The organism is Cyclobacterium lianum (assembly GCF_900143075.1).
GTDB lineage: Bacteria > Bacteroidota > Bacteroidia > Cytophagales > Cyclobacteriaceae > Cyclobacterium > Cyclobacterium lianum.
In genome coordinates this window covers 196,006-209,193 of sequence record NZ_FRCY01000002.1, presented here as the reverse complement: position 1 = coordinate 209,193, position 13,188 = coordinate 196,006, and the positions used below count along the sequence as shown (strand labels likewise).

General features: G+C 46.2%; 11 protein-coding genes. 10 read left to right on the top strand and 1 reads right to left on the bottom strand.

What is annotated here, in order from left to right; translation table 11 throughout:
- Nucleotides 1-157 precede the first annotated feature (157 nt).
- Genes BUB19_RS03555 through BUB19_RS03510 form a run of 10 tightly spaced genes read left to right on the top strand, consistent with a single transcriptional unit; the run spans nucleotide 158 to nucleotide 12,387 of the window.
- On the top strand, nucleotides 158-2,776 hold the full coding sequence (locus BUB19_RS03555; protein ID WP_073093145.1) for an SLBB domain-containing protein: 2,619 nt from the start codon (nucleotides 158-160) through the stop codon (nucleotides 2,774-2,776).
- Nucleotides 2,773-3,849: a GumC domain-containing protein gene (locus BUB19_RS03550; RefSeq protein ID WP_073092135.1), complete on the top strand. Its 1,077-nt coding sequence runs from the start codon at nucleotides 2,773-2,775 to the stop codon at nucleotides 3,847-3,849. The genes BUB19_RS03555 and BUB19_RS03550 overlap by 4 nt, the downstream gene beginning before the upstream one ends.
- Before the next feature lie 12 nt (nucleotides 3,850-3,861).
- Nucleotides 3,862-5,178 carry an oligosaccharide flippase family protein gene (locus BUB19_RS03545; protein WP_073092132.1) on the top strand — a complete coding sequence of 439 codons (1,317 nt, stop codon included), beginning with the start codon at nucleotides 3,862-3,864 and terminating at the stop codon, nucleotides 5,176-5,178.
- The gene (locus BUB19_RS03540) at nucleotides 5,147-6,052 is read left to right on the top strand and encodes a glycosyltransferase family 2 protein (protein WP_073092129.1); all 906 of its coding nucleotides are present in this window, start codon (nucleotides 5,147-5,149) and stop codon (nucleotides 6,050-6,052) included. The genes BUB19_RS03545 and BUB19_RS03540 overlap by 32 nt, the downstream gene beginning before the upstream one ends.
- Entirely contained in the window at nucleotides 6,052-7,464 is a 1,413-nt protein-coding gene (locus BUB19_RS03535) for a hypothetical protein (RefSeq protein WP_073092125.1), read from the top strand. Before BUB19_RS03540 ends, BUB19_RS03535 begins: the two co-directional genes overlap by 1 nt.
- A complete protein-coding gene (locus BUB19_RS03530; protein WP_073092121.1) occupies nucleotides 7,461-8,594 on the top strand; it encodes a glycosyltransferase family 4 protein in 1,134 nt (377 codons plus the stop codon). Before BUB19_RS03535 ends, BUB19_RS03530 begins: the two co-directional genes overlap by 4 nt.
- A complete protein-coding gene (locus tag BUB19_RS03525) occupies nucleotides 8,587-9,288 on the top strand; it encodes an acyltransferase (RefSeq protein ID WP_073092116.1) in 702 nt (233 codons plus the stop codon). Before BUB19_RS03530 ends, BUB19_RS03525 begins: the two co-directional genes overlap by 8 nt.
- Nucleotides 9,288-10,049 carry a class I SAM-dependent methyltransferase gene (locus tag BUB19_RS03520; protein ID WP_073092110.1) on the top strand — a complete coding sequence of 254 codons (762 nt, stop codon included), beginning with the start codon at nucleotides 9,288-9,290 and terminating at the stop codon, nucleotides 10,047-10,049. Before BUB19_RS03525 ends, BUB19_RS03520 begins: the two co-directional genes overlap by 1 nt.
- A 10-nt stretch (nucleotides 10,050-10,059) precedes the next feature.
- Nucleotides 10,060-11,211 (top strand): glycosyltransferase family 4 protein, encoded by a 1,152-nt coding sequence (locus tag BUB19_RS03515; RefSeq protein ID WP_073092106.1) that lies wholly within the window; start codon nucleotides 10,060-10,062, stop codon nucleotides 11,209-11,211.
- An 18-nt stretch (nucleotides 11,212-11,229) separates the two neighbouring features.
- Nucleotides 11,230-12,387, top strand: a complete 1,158-nt coding sequence (locus BUB19_RS03510; RefSeq protein WP_073092101.1) for a DUF1972 domain-containing protein — start codon at nucleotides 11,230-11,232, stop codon at nucleotides 12,385-12,387.
- Here the strand turns inward: BUB19_RS03510 and BUB19_RS03505 are convergent.
- Nucleotides 12,377-13,093 (bottom strand): methyltransferase domain-containing protein, encoded by a 717-nt coding sequence (locus tag BUB19_RS03505; protein ID WP_073092094.1) that lies wholly within the window; start codon nucleotides 13,091-13,093, stop codon nucleotides 12,377-12,379. The genes BUB19_RS03510 and BUB19_RS03505 overlap by 11 nt on opposite strands.
- Nucleotides 13,094-13,188 lie beyond the last annotated feature (95 nt).

The window sequence follows — 13,188 nt, the reverse complement described above, 5'->3', positions numbered from 1 at the left end:
TATTAATTGTCTTTAATCCCCGAAACGCGGTTTCAAAAAGAAAGGAATAATTATCTTTACGGTCGCTTTGGGGTTTTTATATCTATCCAACTGGCCTTACAGGGTTTCACTTGTGGGTGAGGGGGCGAAGCTGTGTAAAATCGATAATATTACCAGTATGATTTTAAGTAAATTTTTGATCCTGAATCGGTTGTTCATCATCGGCGTGTTAGCGATCCTGCCACTAGGGCTGTCAGCGCAGTCACTAGGCGATATTTCTGCAATAAAGGTGGATGATTTATCAGACCAGCAGATTCAGGTTTTGATGAACAGGGCAGCCGAGGCAGGGCTCTCAGAAGAAGAGCTGCTGCAAATGGCTCAACTCCGTGGTGTTCCTGATTCTGAAATAGATAAGTTGAAGGACCGCCTTGCAGGGATGGTAATTGGGTTAGACGGAGGCCAAAAGTCCTCCTCTGCCTCCAGCAAACGAAGTCCGAGGAGGCAAATTGGTTTCAATGAAATAGCACGGGGGATCATCCCTGAAGAAGCCGAGACGGCTACTGCCGTCTCCGGGGAAGAACCCATTTTTGGTTTAGATCTTTTTTACAATAAAGATAGAAGGCTCACTTTCGAACCAAATTTAAATATGGCAACTCCCCGTAACTATATTCTGGGTCCTGGCGATGAGTTGTATATAGATGTGTACGGGCAGTCAGAGCAGTTCTATGAAGCATCTGTGACACCGGAAGGACAGGTGATTTTAGACAATATCGGTCCCATCAATGTCTCAGGTCTCTCACTAGATGAAGCAACAGCGGTCATCAAAAACCGTCTTTCGGCATTCTATACCGGTATGCGAGGGAGTCAGCCCAATACATTTCTTCAGGTAAACCTGGGCAATGTCCGCACCATCAAGGTGAATTTGATAGGTGAAGTTCGCTTGCCTGGTACTTTCACGCTGAGTGCTTTCAGTACGGTCTTCAATGCCCTGTATGCCGCGGGGGGACCAAACCGGAATGGTACGCTGCGGAAAATTAAATTGATCCGCCGGAATAAGGAAATAGCCGAAATTGATATTTATGACTTTCTCATCAATGGTAACCCCAGCTTAAATGTAACCTTGCAGGATCAGGACGTAATCATGGTTCAGCCATACCTGGAACGGGTGACTGTATCAGGTGCAGTGAAACGGCCCAGGATTTTTGAAATCATGCCTGGGGAGTCCTTTGCCGATATTTTGACTTATGCCGGCGGGTTTACCGACAATGCCTACCGGGAACGGGTAGGTGTGACGAGGATGACAGATACGGAAAAGGCTGTTTCTGATATCTACGATGAACAATTCTCTATTTTTCTGGCCAAAGGTGGGGACAGGTATCAGGTGGGAGAGGTGCTGGACAGATATACCAATCGGATACAGATAAAAGGTTCGGTATACCGACCGGGCAACTACGCATTTCAGGAGGGCCTGACCCTGCTGGGACTGATAAGGAAAGCTGATGGAGTGAGTGGCGAAGCCTACAAAAAACGGATCAATATTCTTCGAACCAACGAAGACCTGAGCACGAAAATGCTGCAGATTGACCTTGAAGCCATAGAAGATGGGCGTTCTCCGGATGTACTGCTTCAAAAGGAAGATGTGGTACAGGTCCCCTCCGTCTATCAGTTGAGTGAGGAATATTATGTAAAGGTATCCGGAGAGGTCCTGTTTCCCGGAACTTACCCATTTTCCCGGGAAATGACGGCAGAAGACCTCATCTTGATGGCGGGAGGATTGAAGGAAGCTGCCTCGGTAGACGATGTGGAAATTGCAAGAAGAAGCACCGATCCGGATGGAAAGGAATATTCCAGCATCATTCCCGTGCCAATAGGCCAGGATCTGGGGCTGTCAGAAAATCCTGTCAGCTTAGTGCCTTTTGATCACCTTACCGTACGGCGGAAAACAAATTTTAGTTTGGAAAGAATGGCCAGTATCGAAGGCCAGGTAAAGGCACCTGGTACTTTTGCCATCCGCGATGCGGAAGAACGCATTTCGGACCTGATTGAACGGGCAGGGGGGCTTACCGCGTTTGCCTATCCCGAGGGCGCTACCTTGATCAGGCGGACCGAATTTTACCAGACCGCATCTGAGAATATCAGGAAAGAAAGAAACCTGCTGAATCTGTTGGAAAGATTGAACAGAGAGAATGCCGAACCCACGGAATCTCAGAAACAAATGATCGATCGGATCAATGCTTACCTGTTTGGAGAAAGGGATTCCAGCCAATATGACCGGGAAGAAAGTGTCATCAATGCAAGGAGAACCCTGCTAAATGAAATATCGGCCTCAAAGGATGAGGTGATTCCCATCAAGATCAAGGAAACAGAAGCCATAGCGATAAACCTGGAGGAGATCATCAGGAATCCCGGATCGAAATTTGACCTTATTTTGGAAGAAGGGGACATCCTGAGTGTGCCCAGACAACTGCAAACTGTTCGTCTGCGGGGGGATGTGATCTATCCCACCACAGTCCGGCACGAACCCTATCGGCTTTTGCCCTATTATATCAATAGGGCAGGAGGTTTTGATAGCAGGGCCAAGAGAAAACGGACCTATGTGGTATATGCCAACGGAGAAGTCGCCAGAACAAAGAATTTTTTGTTTTTCAATGTTTATCCCCATGTTGAACCGGGATCTGAAATCATCGTTCCGACCAAAGGTCCGCGGATTCCTATCCGTCCGGGAGACCTTGTGGGATTAACCACCGGACTGGCCACCATCGCCTTGGTCATCACCCAGATACTAAACAACAGATGAAACAGGAAAGCCACCATATATTGAATGATAAGATAACTTTCAGAGAGCTTGTCGGGAGGTTGAGACAGTGGTTGATGGTGTTCATCAGCCATGTCAGGACATTCCTTGTTTTTGTGTTGATAGGTATGGTACTGGGTTTGATCGTATCTCTGGTAAAAAAGCCGGTTTACCATGCAGACACCACATTTGTTTTGGAACAATCAGACATGTCTGGTCTGGGAAATATTTCTGGTCTGGCTTCCATGCTGGGGCTTAACCTGGGTTCAATAGGCTCGGAAAGTGGCCTTTTCAAGGGAGACAACATCATGGAGCTTTACCGCTCCGATGCCATGTTGTCGCAGACCCTGCTGGCACCCTTCGATAGCGCTCCAGACGGACAGTTGCTGGTAGAGCGTTTCATCCATTTCCATGAGCTGGATGACAAATGGGAAGATGAGGTAGATTTTGAAAACCTTGATTTTAGCCTATCGCGAGGGGATTTTTCCATACAACAGGATAGCGTTTTGAAGGAAGTCGTGAAATTGATACGGAAAGAAAACCTGCTGGTAGACAAGCCTGACCGCAAGCTGAATATTATCAAAGTGTCCATATCTTCCAGGGACCAGTCTTTCGCCAAGATTTTCAATGAAAACCTGGTGTCTACCGTAAATGACTTTTATCTGAAAACAAAGACCAAAAAAACCGCGGAAAACCTGCAAGTGCTTCAAAACCAGGCCGACAGTGTCCGGACCGTCCTTGATGACAAGGTGAAGCAACTGGCCCGATTTCAGGATCGGGTACCCAATCCAAATCCATTGCTACAGGAAGGAACGGTTGCTTCCAAACAGTTGCAGATAGATATTCAGGCTGCTGCTGCCGTGTACGAAGAGGTAGTAAAAAATCTGGAAATAGCCAAGATCAATCACCGCAACAATGCCCCGCTGATTCAGATCATCGACCATCCCCGATATCCCCTCGAACGATCCGAAATCAAGGTGCTGACGGGTATGCTGGTCGGCGCAACGCTCTTTTTTATATTAGGCTTACTTTGGATATACCTAAAAACGATGTATTTCAGGCATTTGAAGCATTAATGTACTTTTTCCATGCTTGAAAAAACCAGACAGCTATCGTTCTTTTCCTTTATCAGACACAAATCCATCAGGAATTTCTTTTTCCTCTTCCTGATACAAGCTTCCAATATTCTTATATCGCTTTTGGCAATGCCAGTTCTGATCCGTGCCATAGGTGTAGCTGAGTTTGGATTGGTAAATCTCGCATTCTCTGTGGTATTGCTTGTCAACGTACTGGTCAGCTTCGGCTATAACCTCAGCGGGCCGCGTGATATAGCTCTGAGTGAGGGAAACAACACTTTGCTGGGCCGGCAATTTTCGGAAATTTTATCAAGTAAAATTGCGCTCGCGTTTCTGGCTGTTGTTTCCATTCTTTCTATGGGCTTTTTTTTCGGCTTCTTCGCCGACTACCGCAGGATACTGGCCTGGTCGACCATTTTGCTATTTGCAGAAGCCACAGCCATCGTTTGGTTTTTTCAAGGCAAAGAGCAGCTCCACTGGGTCTCTCTGGCAAATGTATTCAGCAAAGCGATTTATCTGCTTTTATTGCTAGCCCTTATCCGGGTCCCCGCAGACAGCTATCTCGCTAATTTTTTTCTGGGACTGACAGCCCTGATGACCAATCTGGCCCTACTGGCGTATGTAAGATTCGGCATGAAAGTACCGGTTTACTGGCCAAAGCTGGGTCAGATCTGGCATTCCTGGAAAAAAAATGTGTTGCTTTTCCTGTCCGGACTGACGGCGCACATTGCTGTCAATGGCGGGGTAATTGTCCTCAGCTTTTTTGCATCAGCCCAAATTTTAGGACTATATGGAATGGCAGAACGCATCGGTATGGTTCTCAGAATCGTTCCTACTCTGGTTACCCAGGCCGCCTATCCGAGGGCAAGCATTCTTTTTTATCAGGAGCGTCAAAGATTTTATTCCTTTTTGGGAAAAGTGCAATGGGCGTCACTTTTTTTTACCCTGCTTATCAGCCTTACCGTTTTTGCACTCGCCCCGATCATCATCCGGCTGATGGCTGGAGAATCGCTGGAGGAATCTGTGTATTTTCTGCGGATATTGGCTTTTTTGCCCTTTCTGGCTGCCCTGAATATTGGAAATATGCTGATAATACTGGTATTAGACGAGAAGAAAATTCTCTTCCATGCAACTTGGCTATTTTGCGTGTATATGCTGGCATCGGCGTTTCTACTTACCTGGGCTTTCGGGAGTTCCGGTCTTGCACTGGCTTTGCTTTCTACTGAATTGGTAGCCTGGATCAGCACTACCCTGCTCCTTCACAGGAGGAAAGCCCCAATTTTATCTGAATTTTACCATGGCCTTTTCTACCGCTATCATCATTCTTAACTGGAATGGCTGGGAATATACCCGGGCCTGCCTGGAATCCCTGCGTGATGGAGGTTTTCCCTTAAAGGATGTGATCGTCGTGGACAATGGCTCGGAAGATGGGTCTCCAAATGCCATAACAGAGTCATTTCCAGTTGTGCAGTTGCTGGAAAATCCGGAAAACCTGGGTTTCACGGGCGGGAATAATGCAGGCATGCGGAAAGCGATGGATATGGGGTACGACTATATCATGTTGCTAAACAACGACACCGAGGTAACAGCAGGATTTTGGAATCCTCTACTCGAAGAAATGCAATCCTCTCCTCAGACGGCAGCCATACAGCCCCTGATTTATTTTTTAAATGCAAAACAAAAAATATGGAATGCCGGAGGGGTATATCATACCTGGATTGGATTTGCGGAAACCCTATTGGTACGTCAGCACAGCGGACCCTATCGCACAGATTGGATAACAGGCTGTGCGATTTTGTTAAGATCCGAAGTTTTAAGAGAAGTGGGGCTGTTGGATGAAAGGTATTTTGCTTATTTTGAAGATGTGGACTGGTCTCTTAGGATAAGGGGAGCGGGGTATTTCCTGAAAGTTCATCCGGGATCCGTCATTTTTCATGAGGCCGGTGCGGCCTCAAAGAGCAAAAAACCCGGGAAGGAGGGCTTTTTGAGTCCCAGGGTTCACTTTCTCAACATAAGAAACCAGATTTTTCAATTGCGAAAGTATAGTACCCACCCAAAAAGCTTCCTGGCCTGGCCGCTACATTTCCTGATCTTCGGGCTTAAAATGATCTATTTTACACTGAAAGGCCGCAAGCAAAAGAGAAGAGCCATCTGGAATGGTATCGTAGCAGGCATGCGAACTTCATTGACCAAAGGAGCTTGATGGCTTATATTTTGTTCCTGTTGGTATTGGGCTATGTAGCAGTTTTGCTTTTTGTCACGACCAGAAAGATTGTTTTTGAGGGTGAATGGGAATTCATTATTTTTTTTATGGTATTATTTCTCCCTTTTTACATTTCTATCTTGAGCATTGTATACCAGGCTACCGGATCGGAGCTATTGGTAGGCTTTTTTCAATATATCAAGGAGCTGCTCCTTCTGACGGCCCTTTTGGGATTTCTGTTTTACCAGAGGGATTTCTGGGCATATCCATTCCGGTTAAATACCATTGATAAATTATTTATCGCCTTTTTTGGACTGGCTACTGTTTATTTGTTTTTGCCATTAGGAGAAGCAACTTTCTTAAACAAACTGCTCTACCTGAAAAACACCTTACTTATCGGAGCCTTTTATTTCCTTGGCAGAAATACCCGCTTTGGAGAAGGGAAAATAGACCGGCTCTTCTCCTGTATTATGTTGATTGCCATTGCGGCATTTTGCCTGAATCTGGTGGAAAAGATGATTGGCATCCATTTTCAGAACTTTACCGGCTACGCCCTGTTCAATTTTGCGATCAATGGCATAGAACCTTCCGGTAACTATGGACTGTCCTGGACCTTTGAAACCCAGACCACGGGTATGCGCCTGGCATCTTTTTTTTCTGATCCCCTGGAGATGGCGAGTTCTAGTTTGCTGGCCTTTGCCACAGGTTTGATTTGGTACCTCAGTAGCAAAAGGGAAGAAAGCTGGTTTTATTTGCTGGTGATGGCTGCAGCAGTGGGGAGTTTGTTCTTTTCGGCCTCCAGAGCAGCATTCGGCGCTTTTTTTGTCATGCTGTTTTTTGTGGCTCTGGTTTTCAGGCTTTACCGGCTTCTGGCATTGGGAGCGTCCCTATTGGCCCTCTTTGGGATATACGTGCTGTATTTTGCCTCGGAGGATTTTTATTATTTTGTATATGACACGATCACTTTCCAGAATGCCTCCAGTGTAGGGCACCTGGTAGAATGGTTTCTGGCGCTCGATGCCATTATAGCCAACCCTGAAGGGATTGGTCTGGCCATGAGTGGCAACACAGGCAGTGTGGAAGATGAGGTGCGCGTGGGCGGAGAAAATCAGTTTCTGATTTACGGGGTACAGTTGGGGGTACTGGGAATGTTGTTGTACATACTTATACTTGGAGTAGGGATCTACAAGAGTTTGCTGGTTTTCCGTTATTCCCGGGATACGGCGGTAGCCAGAGTTGCTTTTGTGGCGGCCACTACCAAATTTGGATTACTATTGCCCTTATTTACTGCAAATGCCGAATTGTATGCCTACGTGTCGCTGAGCACCTGGTGGATGATGGGCTACTCGCTTACCGCCTATAATGACCTTTTTCCTAGAGATCTTTCCCAGGTGACTTCCGCAGGCAGATGATAAAGGGAAGACAGAAAATAGTCCTTATAGACGTATTTTTTTTACATCTGGCGCAGACGGGTATCAAAACGTATATTGACAGCCTGCTGGATCAAATCGAAGCGGATCGGAGCAGCACTTTCCGGTTTGTGGTTTACCCTTCCCGCGAAAAATTACAACAGCAGCGCTTCTTTAAAGGGAAAACGCCCAGGTGGAAGAACTGGTTGTTTCAGCTCCTGTATTTTTCCCACAAGCTGGTATTTCTTCCGGTACTGAGCTATTGGCACCGGGCAGATCTGGTTTTTTCTCCCGACTTCCTTTCTCCTGTGTGGAGCAGGGGAGAGCGTGTCTCCGTAGTTCACGATGCCTTTTTCTGGGAGAGCCCTGAACACTACCATCCATTGTGGAGAAAAATATATCTCTATCTGCTCAGCAAAAGTATACGGCGGGGAACGCATATCCTCACGGTAAGCCATTACGCCAAAGACAAAATTTCTCGCTATCTCAATCCAGTTGGTCCGGTCTGTGCCATTCCTACAGGATTGGACTTTTCAAATGAGCTCCAAACCAAGGCTGGACCCTCGCCCCTGGACAAACCTTATTTTTTGCATGTAGGCGTTATGGAAAAAAGGAAAAACCTCGTCACGCTGATCAGGGCTTTTGCCATTTTTTCTCAACGGTCCGCTACCGATTTTTCCCTGGTTTTGGTAGGTCAAAGAGCCCCCCGGGCATCTTTAGATGATTACGATGAAATATGGGGACAAGTGAAGGCGCTTGGAATGGAAGAAAAGGTAATTTTTCCCGGATACCTTTCTCAGGCCATGCTTTCGGCATATTATGCACATGCGCTGGCCTATGTATTTCCCTCTCAAAATGAGGGCTTCGGTCTTCCTGTTTTAGAGTCCTTTGCCTACGGCCTACCAGTGATTATAGGCCCTCAGGGTGCGTTGCAGGAGGTAGGAGGCAATGCGGTTTGCTGCAGTAGATCCTTTACTCCTGAAGATTTCGCAACAGCCATGGAGTTGCTGGCGGGAAACGAAGAGCTGCGACAGCAGCTCGTTGCACGGGGCAGGGAAAGGTTACAGCAATTTTCCGGGGAAAACTTTTTCCTATCTTTGCAGCGATATTTCAAAAACATACTTTATGGGTAATATTGCCGGAAAAGTTATTTCCAGAATCACCGGTATGGATTTATCGGACCGTTTCGGTCCGGGTTGGGATAGTCTGTCGGTGTTGTCCGTATTGGCCAGAATGGGGGTTTGGTGGCTGCGGGGACTGTGGCTGAGCTGGCAAATGAAATCTGCCAGCGGACTTCTTCTGATAGGAAAGGGCGTGAGCATTCGTCAGGCCGGATATTTCAGTGTGGGGAAAAACTTTGTTGCTCAGGATCACTGTGAGATCAATTGTCTGGCACGGAGAGGTATAGTCTTTGGAGATAAGGTGACAGTAGGTTCCTACGCAATCATCCGTCCCACCAACCTGTACGGGGGGGAGCCGGGTGAAGGGCTGAAAGTGGGCGATCAGTCGAGCATAGGGCCATATGCCTATATAGGCTGTTCGGGGTACATCGAAATTGGCAACAACGTGATGATGTCCCCCAGGGTGAGTATTTATTCTGAGAATCACAATTTCGGAGATACCGGCAGGCCCATGATCGAGCAAGGGGTGACCCGTTCATTTGTAAAAATAGAAGACGACTGCTGGATCGCATCGCATGCCGTGATTCTCGCCGGAGTTACCATCGGCAAGGGATCTGTGGTGGCGGCGGGTAGCATTGTAACACGGGATGTGCCGCCTTTTAGTCTGGTAGCTGGCAATCCTGCAAAAGTGATAAAAACAAGGTAATGTCCGAATCGATAAGCGACTGGAAGAAATGGGGAGAAAAAGATCCTTATTATGGGGTACTTTCCGATGAGAAGTACCGGATGGCTCAGCTTTCGGAAGAGCGATTGAAAGAATTTTTTGATTCAGGAGAAGATTTTGTGGCAGAAAGCCGGCAGCGGATCAAGCAATGGTTTGGTTCAGACATCGCACAGGGAAGCATCCTGGATTTTGGCTGTGGTGTCGGAAGGCTGGCCATACCATTCGCCAGAATGACCAGCAGGGAGGTCTGGGGGCTGGATATATCCGAGGCTATCGTCCAGCGCGCCTGTGAACACCGGGACCGCATGGGACTACACCACCTTCATATCAAAACCTATAATGGGAGGGAGCTGGATGGACTGCCGGCTTTTGATTTTATCAATGCCTTTATCGTTTTCCAACACATTGAGTTTGCCCGGGGCATGCGCCTGATGCGTCAGCTACTGGATATGACCCGGGAGGGAGGCATTGTACAGGTGCAGGTTACCTATGGCCACCGGCTGCCCCGGCTGACCTATGCCAATTTTTATATGCGTACCAAATGTCAAGCCTATAACTTTATTTACTCCAGTTTAAAGCACCGCAGGCTGTGTTCCGAGCCGGTCATGCAGATGAACCACTACCCCCCCGAAAAATTATTCCGCTTGTTTGCATCCTTTTCAAAACAGGTTCATGTCGAATTTACGGATCACGGAGGACATCTGGGGGCTATTTATGCGTTGAAAAAATCCGGTAAAGTTTGATTCTACGTATATGAGCAGGCAAGGAAATGGGAATAGGGTATTGATGTTGCATGGTTCCTCTGATGTATATGGTGCCAGTAAGATATTTCTGATTACAGCAACAGTTTTGCAGCAAAATGGAAATCAGGTAATGGTGGTCCTCTCTGAGCCAGGTCCTTTATCCAGGCAACTGCAGGACCTGGGAATCCGTGTAGCATTTATCAGGCTCGGTGTGATCAGAAGAAAATATTTTAACATCAGGGGTTTGATAAACCGGATCAGGGTAATGTTTAGGGCCTACAAAGCGCTGTCTGCCCTTGCAGAACAGGAGGGGACTACCCATGTATATTCCAATACCGCGGCAGTATGGGTAGGCACAGTGCTGGCCAAAAGGAAAAAATACAGGCATGTCTGGCACCTGCATGAGATCATTAGCAGACCGGTATGGTTTGCAGCCCTGATGGGTAAAATGGTAGGGTATGGAGCTGATCGGGTAATTGTAGTGTCAAAGGCCGTAAAAACCCACTGGGAGCGATACCTGTCTGGTAATAAACTGCATTTGGTTTATAATGGGATAGATTATAATGCTTATCTTTACCCCGCAAAAGATTTACGGGAAGAGCTGGGTATTCCACAGGAAGCAACTGTGATCGGGATGGTCGGCAGGGTAAACAGCTGGAAAGGGCAGCAATACTTTTTGGATATTTCAGAAGAATTAAACAAAAAGTTTTTAGATTTACATTTTGTTTTGGTTGGAGATGCATTTCCAGGTGAAGAATGCTTATTTGACGGGTTAGAACAAAAGATTTTGGAAAAGAAATATAAAGATAAAATTCACAATTTAGGTTTTAGAGAAAACATTTCCCAGGTGTTGGCTACCATGGATATTTTTATACTACCCTCCACTTTACCGGATCCTTTTCCTACCGTAGTTCTGGAGGCCATGGCTGCTGCCAAACCCGTATTTGCTACTGCCCATGGAGGAGCGCTGGAAATGATTCAGGATGGTAGAACGGGGTACCACATACCCTGGGATAATGCGCCGGCTGCTGCTGCAAAGGTGGGCAAATTGCTGAATGATCGAAACCAAATTGAAAGTATAGGGTTAAATGCCAGAAGGAGTGTTTTAGAAAACTTTTCATTACCGGCTTATGGTAAGAAAATAGTAAAAATTTTTTCCTGATAAGTAAATTAATACAATATGTCAAAAAACAGTAAGCCGTTGCATGTGGCGATTGTAGGTACGAGGGGTTATCCTTATGTATATGGGGGTTATGAAACCTTTGTGAAGGAAATGGGTGAGCGACTCGTACAAAGGGGCATCGAAGTTACCGTCTATTGTCATGCACCTTTGTTTGAAGATAGACCCAGGCAGGTAAATGGCATTAATCTGGTGTATGTGCCCTGTGTGGAAACGAAATCGCTGAGTCAGTTGACCAATTCACTGCTCTCAATGATCCATGTATGTTTTTCCCGGGCAGATGTGGTATTTGTAGTGAACAGTGCCAATGGTCCCTTCGGTCTGCTCACGAAGATTTTTGGAAAGCCTTCTGCGATCAATGTTGATGGTCTGGAGTGGTTGCGCCCCAAATGGAAGGGCCTCGGTGCCAGGTATTATTTGTTTGCTTCCAGGCTGGCAACCAAACTGTACGATCAATTGATCACCGATTCTGATGAGATGGAAAAGATCTATCTTGAAAAATTCAATGCACCTTCCAAGATGATTGCTTACGGTGCCAATCCGAACATGTCTTCCGACAGCAGTCTGATCGAAAAATGGGGATTGCAGAAGGAGTCTTATTTCCTGATTGTCGGCCGCTTGATTCCGGACAATAATGCAGATTTAATCGTCGATGGTTTTGTGAAATCTAATTCCAGGAGAAAGCTCGTTATTGTCGGCGATGTACCCTACCATGACCGATTCGCTCAGAAAATGAAAAGCATCCCGGATAAACGTTTGGTGTTTACCGGATACGTGAGGGATCAAGAACAATTGGCGGCCCTGTATCACAATTGCTATGCCTACTTTCACGGCCATGAATACGGTGGTACCAACCCGGCCATGTTAAAGGCCCTTGGCTTTGGATGTGCCATTCTGGCTATGGATACCAGATTCAATCAGGAAATGCTGCAGAAAGGAAAATACGGTTGGTACTTCGAGAAAGAAGCCGATGCTGTGGTAGATATTATTGGCAAAGCAGAACAGTCGCCGGGGGAAATGGAATATCTCAGGACACACTCCAGAGATGGGCTGACGGAAAAATACAATTGGGATGCAGTCACGGATGAATACGAAACCCTATTCAAGACACTTTGTAAACGGAAGATAAAAGAGAATTTGGTAGAAATCAATTACTAACAAAAGGCCCGGCTAAGCCGGGTTTTTTGTTTGCTCCCAGCGTATGGAATACAAATGACTTGTTCAGTCCAAAGAATTTTTCAAAATAAATGTCCGAATCCGGAAAGAACGTTTTCATTTCACCGTACGAGAGGAGGCGAATTTCCTGCAGATAGGCCCTGGCAAAATCAGGGTCCCATTTTTGCATGCGGCTCAATTTGGTTTTGGTCAGGATGAGGAATGCCAATGAGCTGGGGAAAAACTGAAAAAGGGGGAGAGCATAATGAGGCTCCAGAAAGAAGTATTTATTAGGAGTCTGGACAAAATATTTTTTACCCACCCTTCTGATTTCCTCAGCCATTTTTTTCTGATTTTCATAGTTGTGCAAATGTTCTATCACAGAATTTGAAAATACCAGGTCAAAGGACTTGTCTGCAAATTGAGACAGATCTGTTGCTGTTCCGGAGAGGCTGCAGATGTTCTCCTGCCGGGTTTTCTCTTTCTCAAGATTCAATAGTGTGATGCTGACCCGATCCGGAAGCAGGAAATTGTGGTTGGTCCAGAAATTTTCGGTACCCCCTACATCGAGAATCTTTATTTTTTCCTGTCCCATAAAGGTCTCCAAAAATTTTTCTTCAAAAAATCTAAAGCGCCGAAGCCGAAATCTCCCTCCTATAGACCTGGGCTCATCTGAAGGAGCAAAAAGTGTTTTTATTTTTTTCTTCATTTCAAGGTATTATGCGCTGTAAATGGTCCAAAGGGCGACAGTCCTGGCATCATTTCCAAGCATTTTTGAAGGCATGTATGGCTGAATGGCCATAA

What these genes read in the sequence shown, in the direction of transcription:
- BUB19_RS03550 (WP_073092135.1), top strand. Translation starts at nt 2,773, where the DNA reads ATGAAACAGGAAAGCCACCATATATTGAATGATAAGATAACTTTCAGA.
- BUB19_RS03505 (WP_073092094.1), bottom strand. Translation starts at nt 13,093, where the DNA reads ATGAAGAAAAAAATAAAAACACTTTTTGCTCCTTCAGATGAGCCCAGG.
- BUB19_RS03515 (WP_073092106.1), top strand. Translation starts at nt 10,060, where the DNA reads ATGAGCAGGCAAGGAAATGGGAATAGGGTATTGATGTTGCATGGTTCC.
- BUB19_RS03525 (WP_073092116.1), top strand. Translation starts at nt 8,587, where the DNA reads ATGGGTAATATTGCCGGAAAAGTTATTTCCAGAATCACCGGTATGGAT.
- BUB19_RS03510 (WP_073092101.1), top strand. Translation starts at nt 11,230, where the DNA reads ATGTCAAAAAACAGTAAGCCGTTGCATGTGGCGATTGTAGGTACGAGG.
- BUB19_RS03535 (WP_073092125.1), top strand. Translation starts at nt 6,052, where the DNA reads ATGGCTTATATTTTGTTCCTGTTGGTATTGGGCTATGTAGCAGTTTTG.
- BUB19_RS03545 (WP_073092132.1), top strand. Translation starts at nt 3,862, where the DNA reads ATGCTTGAAAAAACCAGACAGCTATCGTTCTTTTCCTTTATCAGACAC.
- BUB19_RS03520 (WP_073092110.1), top strand. Translation starts at nt 9,288, where the DNA reads ATGTCCGAATCGATAAGCGACTGGAAGAAATGGGGAGAAAAAGATCCT.
- BUB19_RS03530 (WP_073092121.1), top strand. Translation starts at nt 7,461, where the DNA reads ATGATAAAGGGAAGACAGAAAATAGTCCTTATAGACGTATTTTTTTTA.
- BUB19_RS03555 (WP_073093145.1), top strand. Translation starts at nt 158, where the DNA reads ATGATTTTAAGTAAATTTTTGATCCTGAATCGGTTGTTCATCATCGGC.
- BUB19_RS03540 (WP_073092129.1), top strand. Translation starts at nt 5,147, where the DNA reads ATGGCCTTTTCTACCGCTATCATCATTCTTAACTGGAATGGCTGGGAA.